General features: G+C 62.3%; 20 protein-coding genes and 2 tRNA genes. 1 reads left to right on the top strand and 21 read right to left on the bottom strand.

Annotation, left to right across the window (positions count from 1 at the left end; translation table 11 throughout):
• Positions 1-2: 2 nt before the first annotated feature.
• The 19 genes from GC125_RS10510 to GC125_RS10420 all read right to left on the bottom strand — a co-directional run bounded on the left by GC125_RS10510 (position 3) and on the right by GC125_RS10420 (position 19,442).
• The gene (locus tag GC125_RS10510) at positions 3-1,670 is read right to left on the bottom strand and encodes a ribonuclease J (protein ID WP_151985624.1); all 1,668 of its coding nucleotides are present in this window, start codon (positions 1,668-1,670) and stop codon (positions 3-5) included.
• Between the two features lie 68 nt (positions 1,671-1,738).
• Complete coding sequence (locus tag GC125_RS10505; protein WP_151985623.1) at positions 1,739-2,572, bottom strand: biotin--[acetyl-CoA-carboxylase] ligase; 834 nt, start codon at positions 2,570-2,572, stop codon at positions 1,739-1,741.
• Between the two features lie 8 nt (positions 2,573-2,580).
• Positions 2,581-4,023 carry an NADH-quinone oxidoreductase subunit NuoN gene (nuoN, locus tag GC125_RS10500; RefSeq protein ID WP_151985622.1) on the bottom strand — a complete coding sequence of 481 codons (1,443 nt, stop codon included), beginning with the start codon at positions 4,021-4,023 and terminating at the stop codon, positions 2,581-2,583.
• A 16-nt stretch (positions 4,024-4,039) separates the two neighbouring features.
• Entirely contained in the window at positions 4,040-5,545 is a 1,506-nt protein-coding gene (locus GC125_RS10495) for an NADH-quinone oxidoreductase subunit M (RefSeq protein ID WP_151985621.1), read from the bottom strand.
• The gene (gene nuoL, locus GC125_RS10490; protein WP_151985620.1) at positions 5,545-7,533 is read right to left on the bottom strand and encodes an NADH-quinone oxidoreductase subunit L; all 1,989 of its coding nucleotides are present in this window, start codon (positions 7,531-7,533) and stop codon (positions 5,545-5,547) included. The genes GC125_RS10495 and nuoL overlap by 1 nt, the downstream gene beginning before the upstream one ends.
• Before the next feature lie 8 nt (positions 7,534-7,541).
• Complete coding sequence (gene nuoK / locus GC125_RS10485; protein ID WP_126010654.1) at positions 7,542-7,850, bottom strand: NADH-quinone oxidoreductase subunit NuoK; 309 nt, start codon at positions 7,848-7,850, stop codon at positions 7,542-7,544.
• Between the two features lie 48 nt (positions 7,851-7,898).
• Positions 7,899-8,513, bottom strand: a complete 615-nt coding sequence (locus tag GC125_RS10480) for an NADH-quinone oxidoreductase subunit J (RefSeq protein WP_151985619.1) — start codon at positions 8,511-8,513, stop codon at positions 7,899-7,901.
• A gap of 136 nt (positions 8,514-8,649) precedes the next feature.
• Positions 8,650-9,138 carry an NADH-quinone oxidoreductase subunit NuoI gene (gene nuoI / locus GC125_RS10475; RefSeq protein ID WP_126010656.1) on the bottom strand — a complete coding sequence of 163 codons (489 nt, stop codon included), beginning with the start codon at positions 9,136-9,138 and terminating at the stop codon, positions 8,650-8,652.
• A 24-nt stretch (positions 9,139-9,162) separates the two neighbouring features.
• Positions 9,163-10,209, bottom strand: a complete 1,047-nt coding sequence (gene nuoH, locus GC125_RS10470) for an NADH-quinone oxidoreductase subunit NuoH (protein WP_151985618.1) — start codon at positions 10,207-10,209, stop codon at positions 9,163-9,165.
• Between the two features lie 18 nt (positions 10,210-10,227).
• Positions 10,228-12,306 carry an NADH-quinone oxidoreductase subunit NuoG gene (gene nuoG / locus GC125_RS10465; protein WP_151985617.1) on the bottom strand — a complete coding sequence of 693 codons (2,079 nt, stop codon included), beginning with the start codon at positions 12,304-12,306 and terminating at the stop codon, positions 10,228-10,230.
• Between the two features lie 89 nt (positions 12,307-12,395).
• The gene (locus GC125_RS10460; RefSeq protein ID WP_151985616.1) at positions 12,396-13,274 is read right to left on the bottom strand and encodes a helix-hairpin-helix domain-containing protein; all 879 of its coding nucleotides are present in this window, start codon (positions 13,272-13,274) and stop codon (positions 12,396-12,398) included.
• 78 nt (positions 13,275-13,352) lie between these two features.
• Positions 13,353-14,660 (bottom strand): NADH-quinone oxidoreductase subunit NuoF, encoded by a 1,308-nt coding sequence (gene nuoF, locus GC125_RS10455; RefSeq protein WP_151985615.1) that lies wholly within the window; start codon positions 14,658-14,660, stop codon positions 13,353-13,355.
• Positions 14,661-14,674: 14 nt separating this feature from the next.
• A complete protein-coding gene (locus GC125_RS10450; protein ID WP_151985614.1) occupies positions 14,675-15,895 on the bottom strand; it encodes an NADH-quinone oxidoreductase subunit E in 1,221 nt (406 codons plus the stop codon).
• A 15-nt stretch (positions 15,896-15,910) separates the two neighbouring features.
• Positions 15,911-16,192: a hypothetical protein gene (locus GC125_RS10445; RefSeq protein WP_151985613.1), complete on the bottom strand. Its 282-nt coding sequence runs from the start codon at positions 16,190-16,192 to the stop codon at positions 15,911-15,913.
• On the bottom strand, positions 16,192-17,382 hold the full coding sequence (locus GC125_RS10440) for an NADH-quinone oxidoreductase subunit D (protein WP_151985612.1): 1,191 nt from the start codon (positions 17,380-17,382) through the stop codon (positions 16,192-16,194). The genes GC125_RS10445 and GC125_RS10440 overlap by 1 nt, the downstream gene beginning before the upstream one ends.
• Before the next feature lie 3 nt (positions 17,383-17,385).
• The gene (locus GC125_RS10435) at positions 17,386-17,997 is read right to left on the bottom strand and encodes an NADH-quinone oxidoreductase subunit C (protein ID WP_286165627.1); all 612 of its coding nucleotides are present in this window, start codon (positions 17,995-17,997) and stop codon (positions 17,386-17,388) included.
• A gap of 65 nt (positions 17,998-18,062) precedes the next feature.
• Positions 18,063-18,617 (bottom strand): NuoB/complex I 20 kDa subunit family protein, encoded by a 555-nt coding sequence (locus GC125_RS10430; protein WP_164528007.1) that lies wholly within the window; start codon positions 18,615-18,617, stop codon positions 18,063-18,065.
• 38 nt (positions 18,618-18,655) lie between these two features.
• Entirely contained in the window at positions 18,656-19,021 is a 366-nt protein-coding gene (locus tag GC125_RS10425; RefSeq protein WP_151985611.1) for an NADH-quinone oxidoreductase subunit A, read from the bottom strand.
• Between the two features lie 344 nt (positions 19,022-19,365).
• A tRNA-Asp gene (locus GC125_RS10420) sits at positions 19,366-19,442 on the bottom strand.
• A gap of 242 nt (positions 19,443-19,684) precedes the next feature.
• Between GC125_RS10420 and GC125_RS10415 the strand changes: the two genes are divergently transcribed.
• Positions 19,685-19,760, top strand: a tRNA-Val gene (locus tag GC125_RS10415).
• Here GC125_RS10415 and GC125_RS10410 read toward each other — a convergent pair.
• Together GC125_RS10410 and GC125_RS10405 are read right to left on the bottom strand one after the other, a co-directional pair.
• The gene (locus GC125_RS10410) at positions 19,748-20,887 is read right to left on the bottom strand and encodes a vWA domain-containing protein (protein WP_151985610.1); all 1,140 of its coding nucleotides are present in this window, start codon (positions 20,885-20,887) and stop codon (positions 19,748-19,750) included. The genes GC125_RS10415 and GC125_RS10410 overlap by 13 nt on opposite strands.
• A 115-nt stretch (positions 20,888-21,002) precedes the next feature.
• Positions 21,003-22,358: an NAD(P)H-dependent oxidoreductase gene (locus GC125_RS10405; RefSeq protein WP_151985609.1), complete on the bottom strand. Its 1,356-nt coding sequence runs from the start codon at positions 22,356-22,358 to the stop codon at positions 21,003-21,005.
• Positions 22,359-22,370: the final 12 nt, after the last annotated feature.

Below are 22,370 nucleotides of genomic sequence, written 5' to 3'. Positions count from 1 at the left end.
CCCTAAATCCGGGTGACGAGAACGGTTGTCACCGGTTTCTTGCCCCAGATATTGTTGACCTCGGCGCGCACCGATCGACGCACGGATTCACGCACGGTCGCGAGGTCTTTTCGCCGAGCACGCGGGATTGAGTCCACCGCGCCAATCGCCGCATCGACCAGCAAATCGGCGATGGCGTCTCCTTCGTCGTCGAAGGCCGGAACGCCCTGGGTGATGATCTCGGGGTCACGTTCAAGCTCATACTTCGCATCGAGCAGCACGTTGACGACGACATGACCGACGAATGAGAGCTTGCGGCGCTCGCCGATGGCCATCTCTTCCAGGTCGCCGATCAACCGGCCGTCCTTGTAGATCCGACCCACCGGTGCCTCATCGATGATCTCGGCGGGGCCAGGCGAGAGACGCAGCATCATGCCGTTTCGAAGCCTCGGGACCTGCTTGATGCCCGATGCCTTGGCGAGTTCCGCATGAGCGGTCAGATGCGCAGCCTCGCCGTGCACCGGCACGAGGATCTGCGGCTTGACCCAGGAATACATCTGCTGGAGTTCCGAGCGGCGCGGATGGCCCGACACATGCACCAGTTCGGCGCCATCGGTGATGATCTTGATGCCCTGGTCGACCAGGCCATTGATGATATCGAGAATCGCCTTCTCGTTGCCCGGAATGGTGCGCGAGGAAAAGACGACCGTGTCGCCGGCTGTAAGCGCCACATGGCGCATCTCGTCGCGCGCGATCTTGGCGAGAGCTGCCCGAGGCTCGCCCTGGCTCCCGGTCAGGATCACGACGACCTTGTCGCGCGGGATATAGCCAAACTCGTCTTCAGCGATAAACGGTGGAATGCCTTCCATCAGACCCACTTCAGTGGCGACGTCGGCGACGCGCTTCATGGAGGATCCGAGCAGGAGGCACTGGCGCCCGGCGTCACGCGCGGCTTCGGCGATCGACCGAATTCGGCCGACGTTGGAAGCAAAAGTGGTGATCGCGACCCTGCCCTCGGCGCGCTCGATGATCGAGCGTAAGCTGTCGCTGACGGCGCGCTCAGACGGCGAGACGCCTTCGCGCATGGCATTCGTCGAATCGCAGATCATAGCCAACACACCGGCATCGCCGAGTTGCTGGAAGCGATGCGCATCGGTCTTGGGAAGAAGTGTGGGCTCCTCGTCGATCTTCCAGTCGCCCGTATGGATGACGGTGCCTGCGGGGGTCGTGATCGCGAGCGACACGGGTTCGGGGATCGAGTGGTTGACCGGAATTGCCTCGACCTGGAACGGGCCGACCGTGAAGCGTTCGCCGGGCTTGTAGATGGTGATCGGCACGGGATTGCGCTCGCGCTCGTAGGACCGCTTGGCTTCCAGCATCCCTGCCGTGAACGGCGTCGCGTAGACCGCGCAGTTCAAGCCCGGCCAGAGATCGGACAGCGCGCCGTAATGGTCCTCATGGGCGTGGGTGATGACGATGCCGCGAAGATTGGCGCGCTCTTCCTCGATGAACGAGATGTCCGGGAGGACAAGGTCCACGCCCGGCAAGTCCGGGCCGGGAAAGGTAACGCCGCAATCGACCATCAGCCATTGGCGCGCACCGGCGGGACCCCAGCCGTAGAGCGCCATGTTCATGCCGATCTCGCCGACGCCACCGAGCGGGAGAAATACAAGTTCGTCCTGTTTCGCCATGAGCTTTCTTCGAATTCCTTGTTCTGGCGTAATCGATGTCGACAGCGCCGCTCGTCGTCCAGGTGCGTTCAGACCGCGCGCGCGGACGCGACTGCGCCGAAATGCACGTCCCCGGCTGCTATATGGGTCAGGCGACCGTCATCTTCACGGATGACGAAGCGACAATCGCTGTCGATCGTTTCGAATATACCGCGCGCGACCCGTCCGTCGATCCTGACAGCAACCTGTCCGCCGAGCCCGCTTGCGCGTTCGAGCCAGCGCGACCTGATGACATCGAGACCGGAGGCCGCATTCCAGAGCGCATAATTCTCTGCCCAGGCATCGCTGAGCGCAAGGAATACGTCGCCGGCATCGGCGCGACTGCCCAGGGCCCGAAGCGAGGTTGCCGGAAACTCCGTGTCGCTCGGATGGGAAACCACATTGACGCCCCAGCCGATCGAGGTCGCCTGGCGGCCATTCGGCAGCTTGGTCGATTCCAGCAGAATTCCGGAAAGCTTCGCGCCGCCGGCCAAAACGTCGTTCGGCCATTTCAGCTCGAACCGCCGGCGCGAGTCGCCGTCGAGAGCCACGGCGAGACCGGCGTCCGGAATGAGCGCGCTCAGCGCATCGTGGAGTGCGAGGCCCGCGACGAAGCCGAGAGTGGCTGTCGCCTTGAGCTCCAGATCATCGACGATCAGAAGCGACGCGGCCAAGTTTCCCCGCTCGGTCTGCCATGGCCGACCCCGGCGCCCTCGCCCGGTCTGCTGATGATCGGATACGAACCAGCACCGACCCGTGTCGCCGGCGCGCGCTGCATCGAGCGCCTCGGCATTGGTCGAGCCGACGGTCTCGAAGCTTGTGACGCGGTAGCCCGATTGGGCGGCCGTCGGTGCCAGGGCGAAGTGCGCTTGCTCGACCGCCACGCCCAGGCTCAAAAGAACGACGCTGCGGCTGCCTGCGCAGCGGCACCGATCGGGCCGCCGATGAACAGATAACCAAGCGTGAAGATGCCCGCGATGCCGTAGACGAGCTTCAGCTCGCCGGACGCCGGCACGAAGCTTTCCGTCGCTTCATCGAACCACATGATCTTGATGATGCGCAGGTAGTAATAGGCACCGACGCAGGAGGCGAGGACGCCGATGACGGCCAGCGCATAAAGCTCGGCTTCGATGGCGGCGACAAAGACGAAATACTTGGCGAAGAAGCCTGCCAGCGGCGGGATGCCGGCCAGCGAGAACATGAGAATCGTCAGCATCATCGCCATGAAAGGGTGCGTGGAAGCCAGACCGGCAAGATCGTCGATCTCCTCGACATTGCCCTCTTCCTTCTTCCGCATCGCGAGGATGCAGGCGAAGGTGCCAAGCGTCATGACCATGTAGATCAGCATGTAGAGCGCGACGCCCGATACGCCTGCCTGGGTGCCGGCGGCAAGGCCGACCAGCGCATAGCCCATGTGGCCGATCGAGGAATAGGCCATCAGGCGCTTGATGTTCTTCTGGCCGATGGCTGCAAAGGCGCCGAGAATCATCGATGCGATCGATACGAACACGATGATCTGCTGCCAGTCGGGCGTAATCGGCTCGAAGGCTTCGATGACGATGCGGGTCAGCATGGCCATGGCCGCAACCTTGGGAGCGGCCGCGAAGAACGCCGTGACCGCTGTCGGGGCGCCCTCATAGACGTCCGGCGTCCACATGTGGAACGGGACGGCCGAAATCTTGAACGCCAGGCCGGCCAAGACAAAGACGAGGCCGAAGACCAGACCGAGCGACCGCTCGTCAGCGGCAAGTACCGCCGCGATTTCCTGGAAGCCCGTGTGGCCAGTGAAGCCATAGATGAGCGAGGCGCCGTAAAGCAGCATGCCGGAGGACAAAGCGCCGAGCACGAAATATTTGAGGCCAGCTTCCGTCGAGCGGACGCTGTCGCGATTGATCGCGGCGACGACGTAGAGCGCCAGCGACTGCAGCTCGAGCGCGAGATAGAGCGCGATCATGCTGTTGGCAGAAACCATCAGCATCATGCCAAGCGTGGCCAGAACGATCAGAACCGGGAATTCGAAGCGGTTGATGCGCTCTTCCCGCGCCTGGCCGACGGACATGACCATCGCCGTGATCGAGCCGATCAGGATCAGCACCTTCATGAATTTGGCGAATGGATCCGCGAGGAATGCGCCGCCGAAGGCGCTGCCTGTGTTCGTGACCAGCAGGAGCCAAAGTCCAGCGATGATCAGGACGCCGACCGCGAGGCCGGTGACCATGCTGGTGGAGCGCTCGCCCGAGAAGACGCCGACCATGAGCAATGCCATGGCGCCGACTGCCAGAATGATTTCCGGCATCGACAGTTGGATGCTTTGCAGCAGCAGTTCAGCGGTCATTTCGTTCCTCGGAGCATCAGTTCGAGAGGGCGACATCGCCCGCGGACTGGATCGCGGCCGTATAGTTGTTCAAGAGATTTTCGACCGAAGCCGCCGTCACATCGAGGATCGGCATCGGATAGACACCGAAGAAGATGACGAGCACGACGAGCGGATAGAGAATGACCTTCTCGCGGCGGCTGAGATCCAGCATCGCCTTCAGGCTCTCCTTCTCCAGCGCACCGAAGATGATGCGGCGATAGAGCCAGAGCGCATAGGCGGCCGAGAAGACGACGCCGGTCGTGGCAAAGAGAGCCACCCAGGTGTTCACGCGGAAGATGCCGATGAGTGTCAGGAATTCGCCGACGAAGCCCGATGTTCCCGGCAAGCCGACATTGGCCATGGTGAAGACCATGAAGACCAGCGCGTATTTCGGCATGTTGTTGACGAGGCCGCCATAGGCCGCGATCTCGCGGGTGTGAAGCCGGTCGTAGATCACGCCGACGCAGAGGAAGAGCGCGCCGGACACGAGGCCGTGCGACAGCATCTGGAAGATCGCGCCCTGCAGGCCTTGAGCGTTGGCTGCGAAGATACCCATCGTGACGTAGCCCATGTGGGCGACGGACGAGTAGGCGATCAGCTTCTTGATGTCTTCCTGCATCAAGGCTACCAGCGAGGTGTAGATGATGGCGATGACCGACAGCGCAAAGACGAAGGGCGCGAAATCGGCGGAAGCCAGCGGGAACATCGCCAGTGAGAAGCGGATGAAGCCATAGCCGCCGAGCTTCAGCAGGATGGCCGCCAGAATGACAGAGCCCGCGGTCGGCGCCTCGACGTGTGCATCCGGCAACCAAGTGTGGACCGGCCACATCGGCATCTTCACTGCGAAGGACGCAAAGAATGCGATCCACAGCCAGAACTGCATCTCGGCCGAGAAATCATGGTTCAACAGCAGCGGAATGTCCGTCGTGCCGGCATCCCAGTACATCGCCATGATGGCGAGCAGCATGAGCAGCGAACCGAGCAGCGTGTAGAGGAAGAACTTGAACGAGGCGTAGACACGCCGCTTGCCGCCCCAGACACCGATGATGATGAACATCGGAATGAGGCCGGCTTCGAAGAAGATGTAGAAGAGGACGATATCAAGCGCGCAGAAGACGCCAATCATGAACGTTTCGAGCACGAGAAACGCGATCATGTATTCCTTGACGCGCTTCTCCACCCGCCAGCTGGCGAGGATGCAGATCGGCATCAGGAACGTCGTCAGGATGACGAACAGCATCGAAATTCCGTCGACGCCCATGTGGTATGCGATGCCGGTCGCCAGCCAGTCGACGCGCTCGACCATCTGGAAGTTCGGCTCGGCGATGTCGAAATTGATCCAGATGAACAGCGACAGCACGAAGGTGAAGCTCGTCGCCAGCAGCGCCACATTGCGGATGTTGCGCCGGCCGATCTCGGAATCGTCCCGGATCATCAGGATCAGAAGCGCACCGACGAGCGGAAGAAACGTGACCGTGGAAAGGATCGGCCAATCGGTCATCAGAAGGCACTCCCGAGCATCATCCAGGTGACGAGCGCCGCGACGCCGATCAGCATGACGAATGCGTAATGATAAAGGTAACCGGTCTGCAGGCGGACCACGCGGCCCGTCACGTCCTGAACGCGAGCGGCAACGCCGTTCGGCCCGAAGCCGTCGATGACACGCCCGTCGCCCTCTTTCCAGAGGAACCGGCCAAGCGCCTTGGACGAGCGCACGAACAGGAAGTCATAGAGTTCGTCGAAGTACCACTTGTTCAAGAGGAACTGGTAGAGCCCGCGATGCTGAGCGGCGAGTTCCTTCGGCGTCTCGGGCGAGCGGATATACATGTACCAGGCCGTCACGAGGCCGATGAGCATGGCCATGAAGGGGCTCAGCTTCACCCAGAACGGAACGTGGTGGAACTCTTCCAGGATCTGGTTGGTCGGCAGCGTGAACAACGCCCCCTGCCAGAAGCCTTCGTAATAATCCCCGAAGAATTGCTTGTGGAAGAGGATGCCTGCCAGAAGAGCGCCGGCGGCGAGAATGTAGAGCGGCACCATCATGATGGCAGGCGATTCATGCACGTGATGCATGACATCGGCCGATGCGCGCGGCTTGCCGTGGAAAGTCATGAAGATCAGGCGCCAGGAGTAGAAGCTCGTGAAGAGCGCGGCGATGACCAGCATGGTGAAGGCGAAGCCGGCAGCCGCATTCTCGGCGACGAAGGCGCTTTCGATGATCGCATCCTTGGAGAAGAAGCCGGCGGTACCGAAATAGAGGCCCGGAATGCCGACGCCCGTCAGCGCGACCGTGCCGATGATCATCATCCAGTAGGTGCGCGGGATGTATTTGCGCAGGCCGCCCATGCGGCGCATGTCCTGCTCATCCGAAACCGCATGGATGACGGAGCCGGCGCCAAGGAACAGCAGCGCCTTGAAGAAGGCATGCGTGAAGAGGTGGAAGATCGCCGCGCCATAGGCGCCGATGCCGAGCGCCACAAACATGTAGCCGAGCTGCGAGCAGGTCGAATAAGCGATGACGCGCTTGATGTCGTTCTGCACGAGACCGACGGTTGCGGCGAAGAAGGCCGTGATGGCCCCGATGATGACGACGACCGTGCGCGCATCGATGCTGAGTTCGAAGACCGGCGACATACGGGCGAGAAGGAAGACGCCGGCGGTGACCATGGTGGCGGCATGGATGAGCGCCGAAACCGGCGTCGGGCCTTCCATGGCGTCCGGCAGCCAGGTGTGAAGCAGGAACTGGGCCGACTTGCCCATGGCGCCCATGAAGAGCAGCAGGCAGGTGACGGTCAGCGCATCGGCGCGGGTCAGGCTGTAGCCGAGGAAGTTCAGCACGACTTCGGTCCCCGGGTCTCCCCCTTCGACCGGCATGAAGTCGGCCGCACCGGCGAAGATCGTGTCGAAGCTGATCGAGCCGAACAGGACGAAGATGCCGAAGATGCCGAGCGCAAAGCCGAAGTCGCCGACACGGTTGACGATGAAGGCCTTCATGGCAGCCGCGGTGGCCGAAGGCTTCTTGTACCAAAAACCGATCAGCAGGTAGGAGGCGAGACCGACCCCTTCCCAGCCGAAGAACATCTGCAGCAGATTGTCGGACGTCACCAGCATCAGCATGGCGAAGGTGAAGAGCGACAGATAGGCGAAGAAACGCGGCCGGTGCGGATCGTGGTGCATGTAGCCGATCGAGTAGATGTGCACCAAGGCCGAGACGGTGTTGACGACAACCAGCATGACGGCGGTCAGCGTGTCGATCCGGAACGACCAGTCGACGGACATCGAGCCCGACTGGATCCACTGCAGAACCGGAACGCGCAGAACTTCGGTATCGCCATAGGCGACCGAGAAGAAGGCAATCCACGACAGGAACGCGGCAAAGACCAGGAAGCCGGACGTGATGTACTCACAGGCCTTGGCGCCAAGGGAGCGGCCAAAAAGCCCGGCGATGATGGCGCCGATCAGCGGCAGGAAGACGATCGCGTGATACATGACGCAGGTCAGCCCTTCATCGTGTTGATGTCTTCAACCGCGATGGAGCCGCGGTTGCGGTAGAACGTGACGAGGATGGCAAGGCCGATGGCCGCTTCCGCCGCCGCGACGGTCAGGATGAACAGCGCAAAAACCTGGCCGACGATGTCGTTCAGGAATGCGGAGAAGGCGACCAGGTTCAGGTTGACGGCGAGCAGGATCAATTCGACCGACATGAGAATGACGATGACGTTCTTCCGGTTGAGGAAGATGCCGAAGACGCCGATCGTGAAGAGCAGCGCGCCGACCGTCAGATAGTGGGAAATCCCGATTTCCATGAGTCCCTAAACCCCTCGTAGCCCTCGTGGAAGGCTATAATAAAGCAATCAGACGCCCTGCCCCGGCTTGACCTTCACCACCTCGATCGAGTTGGCGGGGCCGCGGGCGACCTGGGCTGCGATGTCCTGGCGCTTGACGTTGTCACGCTGGCGCAGCGTCAGAACGATCGCACCGATCATCGCGACCAGAAGGATCAGGCCGGCGATCTGGAAGAAGTAGATGAAGTCAGTGTAGAGCACGTCGCCGAGCGCCTGCGTGTTCTGCCGTTCGGTCAATGGCGGGATCGCCATCGCGCCAGAACCCGCGATCTCCGGCGAGAATGTCGCCCCGCCGAGCACGATGATGAGCTCTGCCGCCAGGATCAGGCCGACCAGCGCGCCGATCGGCGCATATTCCAGCACACCCGAGCGGAGCTGCGTGAAGTCGACGTCTAGCATCATGACGACGAAGAGGAAGAGAACGGCGACCGCGCCGACATAGACGACGAGCAGGATCATCGCGAGGAACTCGGCACCCGTCAGCAGAAACAGGCCGGCCGCATTGAAGAAGGTCAGAATCAGGAACAGCACCGAATGAACCGGATTGCGGGCCGATATCACCATGAACGCCGATGCCACGGCGACGAAGGCGAAGAGATAGAAGAATACGGCCTGAAGACCCATCTGGCGTGCCTTTGTCTTCCCGAATGCCGCGCAGTTCCGAAATTCGAAAGCGGCGCTCAAGAGTATCTTTCGCAGGTGCGAGAGGCAGAACCTCGCGCGGTTCTCTTAGATCAGGGCCTTCGCCCCGTCTAGATCATCACCGGTACGGCGAATCCATCTTTATGTTGCGGGCGATTTCGCGCTCCCAGCGGTCACCGTTCTCGAGCAGGCGATCCTTGTCGTAATAAAGCTCTTCACGCGTCTCGGTCGCGAACTCGAAATTCGGACCTTCGACGATGGCGTCTACCGGGCAGGCTTCCTGGCAGAAGCCACAGTAGATGCACTTCACCATGTCGATGTCGTAGCGCACCGTGCGGCGGGTGCCGTCATTGCGGCGCGGGCCGGCCTCGATCGTGATCGCCTGTGCCGGGCAGATCGCCTCGCAGAGCTTGCAGGCAATGCAGCGTTCCTCGCCGTTCGGATAGCGGCGCAGGGCGTGCTCGCCACGGAAGCGCGGGCTGACCGGACCTTTTTCGAACGGGTAGTTCACCGTTGCCTTGGGCGCGAAGAAGTAGCGCATCGATAGGAAGAACGCCCCGACGAATTCCTTGAGGAACAGCGATTTAGCGGCTTGAGCAAGAGCCATGGCTTTTCAACCTCTCCCGGCCGATCAGGCGGACCAGCCGGTCAGTTTGAGAACGAATGCAGTGATGACGACCATAGCGAGCGAGATCGGCAGGAACACCTTCCAGCCAAGCCGCATCAGCTGATCGTAGCGGTAACGGGGCACAAACGCCTTCACCATGGCGAACATGAAGAAGACCATGCACATCTTGAGGACGAACCAGACGACGCCCGGTACCCAGTTGATGAGCCAGAAATCGACCGGGGGAAGCCAGCCGCCGAGGAACAGGATCGTGGTCAGCGCGCACATGAGAACGATGGCGGCATACTCGCCGAGCATGAACATCATGTACGGCGTGGAGCCATATTCCACCATGAAGCCGGCGACGAGTTCCGATTCGGCTTCCGGGAGGTCGAAGGGCGGCCGGTTCGTCTCGGCAAGCGCCGAGATGAAGAAGATGATGAACATCGGGAACAGCGCGAGCCAATGCCAATCCAGGAAGGAATTGGGCAGGCCGACCATCGTGCCGAGGCCGTCGCGCTGCGACAGGACGATGTCCGTCAGGCTGAGCGAGCCGACGCAGAGAAGAACGGTCACGATGACGAAGCCGATGGAGACTTCGTAGGACACCATCTGGGCCGCCGAGCGCAGCGCGCCGAGGAACGGATATTTCGAGTTCGATGCCCAGCCGCCCATGATCACGCCGTAGACCTCGAGCGAGGAGATGGCGAAGACATAGAGGATGCCGACATTGATCGAGGCGATCGCCCAGTTCTCGTTGATCGGAATCACGGCCCAGGCGGCAAGCGCCAGCGTCACGGAGACGAGCGGTGCCAGAAGGAAAATGCCCTTGTTGGCACCGGACGGAATGACCGGCTCCTTGAGGACGAATTTCAGAAGATCGGCGAAGGACTGAAGCAGCCCCCAAGGACCCACGACGTTCGGGCCGCGGCGCATCTGCACGGCCGCCCAGATCTTGCGGTCGGCGTAGAGCACGTAGGCGATGAATACCAGCAGCGCGACCAGAAGCAGAAGCGACTGCCCGAGAATGACCAGGGTCGGCCAGGCGTATGTTGCGAAAAATCCGTCCATCATCGTCCCCCTCGGCGGCTATTCGGCTGCGACTTTGACGTCGCCGCGCGCAAGCGCCGAGCATTCGGCCATGACCGCTGAAGCGCGGGCAATCGGGTTGGTCAGGTAGAAGTCCGTAACCGGCGAGCGGAACGGCGTCTTGTCGAAATTGCTGCCAGCCTTGCGGCCGCGAATGCCGGACACGTCGCCGACCGCGATCTCGTCGATCGCTGCCAAATGCGGATGCGCGGCATAGAGATGCGCGCGCAGCTGCGGCAGCGAGTCGAACGGCAGCTTGTGGCCAAGCACGTCCGACAGAGCACGCAGGATCGCCCAGTCTTCCTTGGCATCGCCAGGCGCAAAGCCGGCGCGGGACGCCATCTGCACACGGCCTTCCGTGTTCACATAGGTGCCGGACTTCTCGGTATAGGCCGAGCCGGGCAGGATGACGTCCGCCTGGTGGGCGCCATTGTCGCCATGGGTGCCGATATAGACGGTGAAGCCAGCCTTGCGGGCGGAGAAATCCAGTTCGTCCGCACCCAGAAGGAAGAGCACGTCGGTTTCACCGAGCATCTCCGCGGCATTCTTGCCGCCCTGGCCCGGCACGAAGCCGACATCGAGGGCGCCGACGCGGGCAGCGGCCGTGTGAAGAACGCCGAGGCCGTTCCAGTCCTCACCCACCACGCCGACTGCGTCAGCAAGGGCGAGCACGCTGTCGAGAACCGCCGCGCCATCGTTGCGAGCGAGTGCGCCCTGCCCGACGATGATCATCGGCCGTTCGGCGTCCTGCAGAACCTTGTAGAAATCGCCCGAGCCATCGACGAGGCCCGCGAGTGTATCGGTACCGGCGCCGAGATAGGTGTAATCGTAGCGAAGGTCGGCTTCATCGCCGATCACGCCGACGGGGAAGTTTTCCATTCGCCAGCGCTTGCGGATGCGCGCATTCAGAACCGAAGCCTCGAAGCGCGGATTGGCGCCGATAATCAGCAGTGCATCGGCGTCCTCGATGCCTTCGATCGTCGGATTGAAGATGTAGGAGGCGCGGCCGAGCGAAGGATCGAGCGCTGCACCATCCTGCCGACAGTCGATATTGGTCGAGCCAAGCTTATCCATGAGAAGCTTCAGCGCGTAGATCTCCTCGACGGCTGCCAGATCGCCGGCAATCGCGCCGATCCGGTCTGCCGAGGTAGCGGAAACCTGCGCCTTGATGGCTGCAAAGGCTTCGCCCCAGCTTGCCGGCTGAAGACGGCCGTCGCGCTTCACATAAGGACGATCGAGGCGCTGCGTACGCAGGCCATCCCAGATGAAGCGGGTCTTGTCTGAGATCCATTCTTCGTTGATCGCCTCATTGATGCGCGGCATGATGCGCATGACTTCGCGACCGCGCGTATCGACACGGATCGCGGAGCCGCAGGCATCCATGACATCGATCGACTCGGTCTTGCCGAGTTCCCACGGACGCGCCTGGAAGGCGTAGGGCTTGGAGGTCAGCGCACCGACCGGGCAAAGGTCGATGACGTTGCCTTGAAGCTCCGACGTCATCGCATGTTCGAGATAGGTGGTGATCTCGGCATCCTCGCCGCGACCAACGAGGCCGAGCTCGGAAATGCCGGCGACCTCGGTCGTGAAGCGAACGCAGCGCGTGCAGTGGATGCAGCGGTTCATGATCGTCTTGACGAGCGGGCCGATATACTTGTCTTCGACGGCGCGCTTGTTCTCATAGAACCGCGAATTGTCCATGCCGAAGGCCATTGCCTGGTCCTGCAGGTCGCATTCGCCACCCTGATCGCAGATCGGGCAATCGAGCGGGTGGTTGATGAGGAGGAACTCCATCACCCCTTCGCGCGCCTTCTTCACCATCGGCGTGGTGGTGAAGACTTCCGGCAATTCGCCGTTCGGGCCGGGGCGCATGTCGCGCACGCCCATGGCGCAGGATGCTGCCGGCTTCGGAGGGCCGCCCTTCACCTCGACGAGGCACATGCGGCAGTTGCCGGCGATCGAAAGCCGCTCATGAAAGCAGAATCGCGGAACTTCAGCGCCGGCTTCCTCACACGCCTGCAACAGCGTGTAGTGATCCGGAACCTCGATCTCTCTTCCGTCGACTTTCAACCTGGCCATTCTCAGTCCTCATGCAGCCGATGCCGCGTGTCTTTGAACCGCATCGGCGGCCGGCCCGGCTTTCGCATCGGACAGGCCGCCAGTGCAACCTATTTCTTGGCGAATCCTGCCGCTTGGCCGATCCAATCATCCCGGCCGATGCGACCTTTTAGCTGGAGATGATCCTCGACCCAGGCGATTTCCTTGTCACTCCATGCGGCCATCTGGGCGAACGACCAGACGCCGAGCTTGTTCAGAACTTCTTCGACCTTCGGACCGATTCCAGCAATCGTCTTCAGATCGTCCGGGCTGGCGGGCTTAGCCATGGAGGCCGGCGCGACCATCATCGCTTCGACGACCTTGACGGCGTCCGTCTGAGCCTTGGCAACGGTTTCGAGGGTCGCATTCGCCGCTTTCTGCATCGATTTGGCCGAAACAGGCTCGGCCGATCTGACAGAAGCGGTCGAAGCCGACTTCACGGCCTTCTCGATAGCTGCAGAACTCGAGGCGACGGCTTCCTTGACCGACTTCTCCGCCTTGCGGGCAACTTTGCTGGAAGCATCGACAGTCTTGGTCGCTGTCTTGACGCTTTCGGCCACCGTCTTTTCGACGGCCTTCGAGGCCTTTTCAGTCTGCTTCACGGCGTCATCGACGACTTTCGCGCCAGCATTGGCCATGCCTTCGACGTCAGCGGTCCTGAACGCTGTTTTCGCATCGAACGCCACCGGCGCGACGGGGAGACCGAACCGACGGGATGCTTCCATCGCGCCCTGCATCGAGCCGAAGAAGATGCCCATCATCTGGCTGGCGGCACCCATGCCGATGGCACTTGCCGCAACTGCGGCAGCCGTCGGATGGGCCATCAGTGGCGACATCATGCGCGATGCCGGCATGGCCGACGCCATCTCGCTCATCATCTTCTGCATATCGGCGACCGGTTGCATCATCGTTTCCGGGGTCATGCCAAAGGGAAATGCTGCTTGCGACATAGGAGTGCTCCTTGCAGTCGTCATGAAGTCATCGTTCCCGTCTCGACGTTTCCTCTAGATCAGTCTTTGAGCTGCGGCTTATTCGGCCGCTTGCAGTGTCGTGTTCCGGGTCGAATCGGCCCGGTAGGTGTATGCCTCGATGCGCTTTTCCATCTCCGGACGGAAATGGCGGATCAGGCCCTGGATCGGCCATGCGGCAGCATCGCCGAGCGCGCAGATCGTATGGCCTTCGACTTGCTTCGTCACATCGAAGAGCATGTCGATTTCGCGCTTCTGGGCGCGGCCCTCGACCATGCGCTCCATCACACGCCACATCCAGCCCGTGCCTTCACGGCACGGCGTGCACTGGCCGCAGCTTTCGTGCTTGTAGAATGCCGACAGACGCGCAATCGCCTTGATGATGTCGGTCGACTTGTCCATCACGATCACCGCTGCCGTGCCGAGGCCGGACTTCAGGTCGCGCAACGAATCGAAATCCATCGGGCAATCGATGATCTGGTCGGCTGGCACGACGGGTACGGACGAGCCGCCGGGAATGACGGCGAGCAAGTTGTCCCATCCACCGCGAATGCCGCCGCAATGCTTCTCGATCAGTTCGCGGAACGGGATCGACATGGCCTCTTCGACCGTGCACGGCGTGTTGACGTGGCCGGAGACGCAGAAAAGCTTGGTGCCGGTGTTGTTCGGCCGGCCGATGCCGGCAAACCAGGCACCGCCGCGACGCAGAATGGTCGGCGCAACGGCGATCGATTCAACATTGTTGACGGTCGTCGGGCAGCCATAGAGCCCCACGTTAGCCGGGAATGGCGGCTTGAGGCGCGGCTGGCCCTTCTTGCCTTCGAGGCTTTCGAGAAGTGCTGTCTCTTCACCGCAAATATAGGCGCCTGCGCCGTGGTGGAGATAGAGATCGAAATCCCAGCCACACTTGTTGCCCGTGCCGAGCAGGCCGGCATCGTAGCACTCGTCGATTGCGGCCTGAAGGGCTTCGCGTTCGCGCATATACTCGCCGCGCAGATAGATGTAGCCGACATTGGCGCCCATGGCGAAGCCCGCGATCACGCAGCCTTCGATCAGCGTATGCGGATCGTTGCGCATGATGTCCCGGTCCTTGCAGGTGCCGGGCTCGGATTCGTCGGCGTTGACGACCAAGTAGTGCGGGCGGCCGTCGCTTTCCTTCGGCATGAAGGACCATTTCAATCCCGTCGGGAAGCCGGCACCACCGCGTCCACGGAGGCCCGACGCCTTCATCTCGGAAATGACCCAGTCGCGGCCGTTGGCGATGAGGATATCGGTGCCATCCCAATGGCCGCGATTCATCGCCGCTTTCAGGGACTTGTCCTTGAGGCCGTAGATATTGGTGAAGATGCGATCTTCGTCTTTCAGCATCGTTCAGACCTTCCTTATCGCGGCTTCTTGCCAAAGACGCGGATGTATTCCGCCTCGCCACCCTTGGCGAGCGCCTCGGCTTGGCGGACCCAGTCGTCGCGCTCGATGCGGCCGGAAAATTTCAGGTGATCGTCGACCCAGGCGCGCTCGGCGGCCGTCAGGCTCGCAACGCGCTTATAGGTCCAGATCCCCAGATCGTTCAGCTTCGCTTCGATCCTCGGGCCGATACCGGAGATGAGCTTGAGATCGTCCGGCTGTGCCGGCTTCTCGACAGGCGCCGGCTTGTTGGCTTCATCGACTGGAGCCGCCTGCGTCGACGCTGTGGTGGCAGCCGGCGCGTCGGTGCGATCGCCGCCAGTGCGGCCGCTTGCTGCCGGGGCCGTGTCGCCTTCGGCCTGCTTCGGATCGGCAGGCTCGCCGCCTGCCTCGTCCTTGGTCTTCGAGGGGCCGCCGGGGCCTTTGGCGTCCTGCGGGCTTGCGACCGTTGGATCAGCTTCGAGCGGCACGCCCTTCTGCGCCGGTCGACCCTTCTCGACGGCTTCTTCGCCACCGGCAGCGCCTTCGGGCGCGGACGGCTTGACGGCGCGCTCGGCCACGTCGCGATCGGCGACACGCTGCATCGCTTCCTCATCGAGCAGGGTCGTCGCCCCACCGAGCGGCGCGGACAGGTGCCGGCCGTTCTGCGGACCCGGCGTCACCGAAGCGCCCTCGCCCGCATCGAACCTGTCGATGATGTCGGCCAGTTGCTCGGGCGTCAGGTCCTCGTAGGCGTCCTTGAAGATCATCACCATCGGTGCGTTCACGCAAGCACCCTGGCATTCCACTTCTTCCCAAGAGAGCGTTCCGGTCTCGTTGGTGTGGAACGGCTGGGAGTGGATTTTCTCGCGGCAGACGCGCATCAGGTCTTCCGAGCCGCGAAGCATGCAGGGCGTCGTACCGCACACCTGCACGTGGGCGCGGGTACCGACCGGCTTCAGCTGGAACTGCGTGTAGAAGGTCGCGACCTCGAGCGCCCGGATATAGGGCATCGACAGCATATCGGCGATGCCTTCGATCGCAGCCTTGGTGACCCAGCCTTCCTGCTCCTGAGCCCGCATCAAAAGCGGGATGATGGCCGACTGCTGGCGTCCGTCGGGGTATTTCCGAATGGTGGCTGCAGCCCAGTCGGCATTATCGGCATTGAAAGCAAATGCCGAGGGTTGGACATGGTCTTCAGCAAGACGACGCACGGACATTTCGCAACTGCCTCTCTAGTCGATTTCGCCACAGCGCGAATTCGACAGCGTCACGAATTCGCAGGCATAGGCGGAGCCTTCCTTCTGCAGGAAGACGACGAATCTGTTTCCGGTCGGCGATGACGCCTTGATCTCGTAGCCGTCGGCGATCAGCGATCCCATGGACCGCGACCCGGACGACGGCGCGCTGGACGAACCACCAAGCGGGCCCGGTTGGCCAGGTGTCGGCGAAACCGTCTGCGCGGCGGCCGGCATCATTACCAGCCCGAGCACCATAAGCGCGACCAGCCGGCGCATCAGCGATCGACCTCGCCGAACACGATGTCGAGCGAACCGAGGATCGCCGAAACGTCAGCCAGCTGATGGCCGCGGCAGATGAAGTCCATCGCCTGCAAATGCGCGTAGCCCGGCGCGCGGATCTTGCAGCGATACGGCCGGTTCGTGCCATCCGACACGAGATAGACCCCGAACTCCCCCTTCGGCGCTTCGACGGCGGCGTAAACTTCGCCTTCCGGCACGCGATAGCCTTCAGTGTAGAGCTTGAAGTGGTGGATGAGCGCTTCCATCGAGCGCTTCATCTCGCCCCGCTTCGGCGCGACGATCTTGCCGTCGCGCGATGAGACCGGGCCAAGTTTTTCCTTGCCGAGCAGGCGCTCGACGCACTGTTTCATGATGCGGGCCGACTGGCGCATCTCTTCCATGCGGATGAGATATCGATCGTAGCAATCGCCGTTCTTGCCGATCGGAATGTCGAATTCGAAATCCGAATAGCACTCGTAGGGCTGCGAGCGGCGCAGATCCCAGGCAGCGCCCGAGCCGCGCACCATCACGCCCGAGAAACCCCAGGCCCAGCATTCGTCGAGCGTCACGACGCCGATATCGGCGTTACGCTGCTTGAAGATGCGGTTTTCCGTCAAAAGCTCGTCGATGTCGTCGACCGTCTTGAGGAACGGGTCGCACCACTTGCCGATGTCCTCGACGAGCTGTTCCGGCAGGTCCTGGTGAACGCCGCCCGGCCGCACATAGGCGGCATGCATGCGCGATCCGGACGCCCGCTCGTAGAACACCATCAGCTTTTCGCGCTCTTCGAAGCCCCAGAGCGGCGGCGTCAGTGCACCGACGTCCATCGCCTGCGTGGTCACGTTCAGAAGATGCGAGAGAATGCGGCCGATCTCGGAATAGAGCACGCGGATCAACTGGCCGCGGATCGGCACCTCGACGCCTGCGAGACGCTCCACGGCAAGCGCGAAAGCGTGCTCCTGGTTCATCGGCGCAACATAGTCGAGGCGGTCGAAATACGGGATCGCCTGCGTATAGGTCTTGTGCTCGATCAGCTTTTCGGTGCCGCGATGCAGGAGCCCGATATGCGGGTCGACGCGCTCGACGATCTCGCCGTCGAGCTCCAGCACGAGACGCAAAACGCCGTGGGCGGCCGGGTGCTGCGGACCGAAATTGATGTTGAAATTGCGGACGTTGTGTTCGTTCATGGCCTACTGGCTCTTCTTTTCGTCGCCGGGCAGCACGTAGTCGGTGCCTTCCCAAGGCGAGAGGAAGTCGAAGTCGCGATATTCCTGGCGCAGTTCCACCGGATCGTAGACGACGCGCTTGACCTCGTCGTCGTAGCGCACTTCTACGAAGCCCGTCAGCGGGAAGTCCTTGCGCAGCGGATGGCCTTCGAAGCCGTAGTCGGTGAGGATCCGGCGCAGATCCGGGTGGCCGGTGAACAGGATGCCGTAGAGATCGTAAGCCTCACGCTCGAACCAGTCGGCGCCGGGGAAGACGCCGCAGAGCGACGGCACCGGCACATCCTCGCCCGTCATGAGCTTCAGACGAATGCGAAGGTTCTGGCGCGGTGACAGGAAATGGTAGACCACGTCGAAGCGCTCGGCCCGGCCGGGCCAATCGACGCCGCAGATGTCGATGAAATTGACGAACTGGCATTGCGGATCGTCGCGCAGAAACGTCGCCAGCTCGATCAGGCCGGAAGGCTGCACGTGCAGCGTCAGCTCTCCGAACGAGATTTTCGCATCGGTGACGAGAGCGCCATGCTCTTCACGAATATAGGCCGCAAGCTCTTTCAGCCCGGCGCTCGTAACAGCAATATCCAACCGTTTTCTCCACAAAGGGAAGCGGCCGTCCAGCCCAGCGCCGGACGCCGCGGCACGTGTCAGCGCTCGATGGTTCCCGTGCGCCGGATTTTCTTCTGCAGCAGCATGACGCCGTAAAGCAGGGCTTCGGCGGTCGGCGGGCAACCCGGGACGTAGATGTCGACTGGCACGACGCGATCACAGCCGCGCACCACCGAATAGGAATAGTGGTAGTAGCCGCCGCCATTGGCACAGGAGCCCATGGAGATCACGTAGCGCGGCTCCGGCATCTGGTCGTAGACCTTGCGCAGCGCAGGCGCCATCTTGTTGGTCAGCGTCCCTGCCACGATCATGACGTCGGACTGGCGCGGGCTCGCGCGCGGCGCAAATCCGAACCGCTCCGCGTCATAGCGCGGCATCGACATCTGCATCATCTCGACGGCGCAGCAGGCAAGCCCGAACGTCATCCACATGAGAGAGCCGGTACGCGCCCACTTGATCAGCTCGTCGGTCGAGGTGACCAGAAATCCGCGATCGGCAAGCTCGTTGTTGATCTCGCCGAAAAAAGCATCGTCGTGACCGATCGGCTTGCCGGTATTCGGATCGATGATGCCCGACGAAGCCGGGGCTACCATGGTCGCGCCGCCCTGTGCCGCCGGACGCTGCGGGTAGGCTACTGCCATTCGAGCGCTCCCTTCTTCCATTCATAGATAAAGCCGATGGTCAGCACGACAAGGAAGCTCATCATCGACCAGAAGCCGATCCAGCCAATTTCACCGAAGGACACAGCCCACGGGAACAGGAAGGCTACTTCAAGATCGAAGATGATGAAGAGAATCGCCACGAGGTAGAATCGAATGTCGAACTTCATGCGGGCATCGTCGAACGCGTTGAAGCCGCATTCGTAAGCCGACAGCTTCTCCTGGTCCGGCGCCCGATAGGCAACGAGGAAAGGCGCTAGCAGAAGCGCGCATCCGATAAAAAGCGAAAGCCCCAGGAAGATGGCGATGGGGACGTAGGAACCGAGAAGTTCGTTCATGATGGCTGCCTCTTGCTTCCGAGGCCACCTGAAGGTCGCGCGAGACGGCCCGAGATGCCCAATCGTCCGGAAGCAGGTCATGTTGCAATGCGGTGTCTGACTATCGCACGGGGACCCGCGAAGCAAGGGCGAACGCGGCCAATTCCAACCCGCGATGTCGTCTTCATGACAGACGAACGGCGTGCCGCGGGGCGCTGTAATGTCATTGATATGCGGGAGGCTTTGCTGAACCTGTGGAACGGCGTGACCCGTGTAGACGAGCGATGACGCAGAGGGAGAAATCGATGCGTGCTCACACGAGGCGTGAGCGCCACTTTCCAACAATCTGAATTTTCAGAGGAAAGTGGCGCGAGTGACGGGGCTCGAACCCGCGACCTCCGGCGTGACAGGCCGGCACTCTAACCAACTGAGCTACACCCGCATCCATGAAGCGAAGCAGTGACCGTGTTTGCGTGGCCGGCGCTTCGTTCGTGGCGGCTGAATAGGACCTTGCTTCAGGGCTGTCAAGCGCGAGATCGGCGAAATACGACAATTGCGCGACGCCAGTTTTTTCGCGGCCGGTCTCCCCCAACTCGTCTTCACAACGGCCGCGTTTTTCTCTTGCACTGCCCAATCAAAACGCCTAGATGGACGCCCGTACCGCCGGTCACCGCTACCGGCCGGGGGCGATTAGCTCAGTTGGTAGAGCGCCTCGTTTACACCGAGGATGTCGGCAGTTCGAGCCTGTCATCGCCCACCATTCCCTAACTTGGTTCCTTCAAAGTCTTCTTCGGTTTCTTCCAAGCGTTGCTCGATGTCGCTGTTGGCGTCGTCGCGGGCCGATTCGGCTTCCTCGCGGATCGCCGCGGCGCGGGCCAGATAGGCATCGTGCCCTTCGTTCAGGGTATCGACCAGGATCTGCTGAACTTCAGGCGGCGTCTCGTTGTCCCGCATCCAGCTGTATAGGCCATTGCTTTCGCGCAGCGCACGACCGGCAACGCAATTATCGAGCTGCAGAAGCGCGGAGAACGTGACGTTGCTGTTGCGAAGTTGGGTGCCGGCCGACTGGTTACGGCTGCGAAGCACCTCTAGGGAATTGCTGTTTTGCCGGCGCATCTCCTCGATGCTGCGGGCCAGTTCGCTCTCGCTTTCGATGGAGGTGAACAACCCGCCGCCAGCATCGGCAACCGCCTCCAGCTGCTCCCTGTCCGTCGCTGGAAGGTCGAGGCCGAGAATGTTGACGACGGCGCGGATGTCCCCTTCGTGCAGTGCGCGAGCGGCCGCCACCGGGTCGCCGCCGCAGGTTTCCTCGCCGTCGGAGACGACATAGATCACCTGCTCGCCCGGCGTCTGCGTTTCCGTCAGCTGGCGCCCGGCCTCTTCGAGGCCTGCGGCAAGCGGGGTCCATCCGGCTGGTTCAAGCGCGGCGAGCTCGTCGCTCAGCTGATCGATCGAGCCACTGGCCACGTCGACCAAGGCTTCGACGCCCGCGCAGCTCTCCGCCCTTCCCGAATCGTCGTTGGTCCCGCGATGCCCAAAAGCGACGAGGCCGAGCGTGACGTCTTCCGGCATTTCTTCCAGCAGGGCATCCACCGCCTCGCGCGCGGCTTCCATCTTCGTTCTGCTGCCCAGCGCGCCTGCCATCGACCCGGAGGCGTCGAACGCCACGACCAACCGACGCGGCTCGACCGGCCCGTCCTGCTTGGCGGATCGGAAATCAGCGTCGCGAAGCCCCGCATCCATCTCGGGTATGTCGCCGAAACAGGCTTCGACCGTCTCTTCCCGCGAATCCAGGAAGCTTTGTAGCAGCGCATCGACGTTGCGCTCCTGGGCATGGACTGTGCCAGCGGAAAGAATCGCGGCGGCGGCAATGATGCGTGCTCTCATCGGGCTCTCCTGAAGTCGGCCATCCCATACGATGCGGCGACATTGCACCGAATCGACCTGACCATAGGAAAGCGGCTAGCCTGCGAAGCGTTCCGCGACGGGACAATCGCCGATTCTAGGATCGGCTGAAGCCCGCTTCCATCTCGCGGCGAATGCGCACTGCCTGGCTGTCCTCGATCGCGACGTCGCCCCATGTGACGATCGCACCGGCCTCCACGTCGCGCGTGAGCTTCACGCCGTGGGCGAGGCCGATCGGCAAGGCTTCGGCCGCCAGGGAGCGCTCGGCCGGCATGAGCTTGCCCCAGACGGTATAACCACCCTCCCCGTCGAGCATTTCGCCAGCCTTCATGGCACGTTTGGAGACGGCGGCGACATCCGCCGAGAAGCTGACCGGTTCGCCGGTCGGCTCGTTGCGCAGCGCGGCCGATGCGACGCTGACGGGAAGTTCGAGCCCGATCAGATGGGAGGGACGATAGAGCGAGGCAAAGCGGCCGGAGCGGTCGGTCACGACCTGGTATTCCTTGAAGCAGCGTCTTGCATAATCGCCGCGTGCGCCCTCGTCCTCGGCCTCGAACGTCACGTAGACGCCCCAGCGCAGATCGCCGAAGACATGGCGGCCGTCGCGCTCCTCGCTGGAGATCACCTCGACCATGCCGCTCTTTTCCAGAAGCCCGCCATGGGCGCGCGGCTTCAGGATATCGGCCAGATCGTGCACGCCGCAGGGCGGAAACGCCAGGCCGTCGGCGGGCGCCGAAAGCCCTGTCGCATTGGCGATCGCCGCCATCTCGATCGCAGATTTGGTGCCATCGATGAAGGAATTGAACATTTGCGGGTTCATGCCGCCCTTGGCGGCATCTTCAGGTGTGATTCCGTAGTGACCCCAGACGGTGTCGGGCGTGGAGCGGCTGTATTCGGGCAGATATTTGGTGCCCTTGCCGGCGGCCACGACCCGGAACCCGCAGGTGCGGGCCCAGTCCACCATTTCGCAGACGAGCGCCGGCTGGTCGCCATAGGCCATGGCGTAGACGAGCCCGGCACGGCGGAAGCGCTCGGCCAGAAGCGGGCCGGCGAGCACATCGGCCTCGACATTGACCATAACGATGTGCCGGCCGTGCTCGGCGGCGAGAATTGCGTGCCGCACACCGGCGGCGGGATTGCCTGTAGCATCGACGACCACATCGAGGCTGTCGGCCGCGATCAGCGCCTGCGCGTCCTCGGTGATCATCGTGCGGCCGGAAGACCGGGCGTCATCGAATGATTGAGCGATCGCCGAATCGGCATCCCAACCAGTTGCCTCAAGCGCCTTGCGGGCACGCTCGGCCGAAAGGTCCGCGATGCCCATCAGATGCATGCCGGGGATGGTTCGAACCTGAGACAGGAACATCGAGCCGAACTTGCCCGACCCGATGAGGCCGACGCGAACGGGCCGGCCCTCCTCTGCCCTGCGGCAGAGCTTGGCATATAGGTTCATTCCATCCTCCGG

The organism is Rhizobium sp. EC-SD404 (assembly GCF_902498825.1).
GTDB lineage: Bacteria > Pseudomonadota > Alphaproteobacteria > Rhizobiales > Rhizobiaceae > Georhizobium.
Note: the sequence above shows the minus strand (reverse complement) of the source record. Positions and strands in the feature narration are given on the sequence as shown.

Excerpts from the sequence above, each read along its gene's own strand:
- GC125_RS10410 (WP_151985610.1), bottom strand. The coding sequence starts at position 20,887 with ATGAGAGCACGCATCATTGCCGCCGCCGCGATTCTTTCCGCTGGCACA.
- nuoH (WP_151985618.1), bottom strand. The coding sequence starts at position 10,209 with ATGGACGGATTTTTCGCAACATACGCCTGGCCGACCCTGGTCATTCTC.
- GC125_RS10430 (WP_164528007.1), bottom strand. The coding sequence starts at position 18,617 with ATGGTAGCCCCGGCTTCGTCGGGCATCATCGATCCGAATACCGGCAAG.
- GC125_RS10510 (WP_151985624.1), bottom strand. The coding sequence starts at position 1,670 with ATGGCGAAACAGGACGAACTTGTATTTCTCCCGCTCGGTGGCGTCGGC.
- GC125_RS10445 (WP_151985613.1), bottom strand. The coding sequence starts at position 16,192 with ATGCGCCGGCTGGTCGCGCTTATGGTGCTCGGGCTGGTAATGATGCCG.
- nuoF (WP_151985615.1), bottom strand. The coding sequence starts at position 14,660 with ATGCTGAAAGACGAAGATCGCATCTTCACCAATATCTACGGCCTCAAG.
- nuoK (WP_126010654.1), bottom strand. The coding sequence starts at position 7,850 with ATGGAAATCGGGATTTCCCACTATCTGACGGTCGGCGCGCTGCTCTTC.
- GC125_RS10480 (WP_151985619.1), bottom strand. The coding sequence starts at position 8,513 with ATGGGTCTTCAGGCCGTATTCTTCTATCTCTTCGCCTTCGTCGCCGTG.
- GC125_RS10460 (WP_151985616.1), bottom strand. The coding sequence starts at position 13,274 with ATGTCGCAAGCAGCATTTCCCTTTGGCATGACCCCGGAAACGATGATG.
- GC125_RS10440 (WP_151985612.1), bottom strand. The coding sequence starts at position 17,382 with ATGAACGAACACAACGTCCGCAATTTCAACATCAATTTCGGTCCGCAG.
- GC125_RS10425 (WP_151985611.1), bottom strand. The coding sequence starts at position 19,021 with ATGAACGAACTTCTCGGTTCCTACGTCCCCATCGCCATCTTCCTGGGG.
- nuoI (WP_126010656.1), bottom strand. The coding sequence starts at position 9,138 with ATGGCTCTTGCTCAAGCCGCTAAATCGCTGTTCCTCAAGGAATTCGTC.
- nuoG (WP_151985617.1), bottom strand. The coding sequence starts at position 12,306 with ATGGCCAGGTTGAAAGTCGACGGAAGAGAGATCGAGGTTCCGGATCAC.
- GC125_RS10495 (WP_151985621.1), bottom strand. The coding sequence starts at position 5,545 with ATGACCGATTGGCCGATCCTTTCCACGGTCACGTTTCTTCCGCTCGTC.
- nuoN (WP_151985622.1), bottom strand. The coding sequence starts at position 4,023 with ATGACCGCTGAACTGCTGCTGCAAAGCATCCAACTGTCGATGCCGGAA.
- nuoL (WP_151985620.1), bottom strand. The coding sequence starts at position 7,533 with ATGTATCACGCGATCGTCTTCCTGCCGCTGATCGGCGCCATCATCGCC.
- GC125_RS10450 (WP_151985614.1), bottom strand. The coding sequence starts at position 15,895 with ATGTCCGTGCGTCGTCTTGCTGAAGACCATGTCCAACCCTCGGCATTT.
- GC125_RS10405 (WP_151985609.1), bottom strand. The coding sequence starts at position 22,358 with ATGAACCTATATGCCAAGCTCTGCCGCAGGGCAGAGGAGGGCCGGCCC.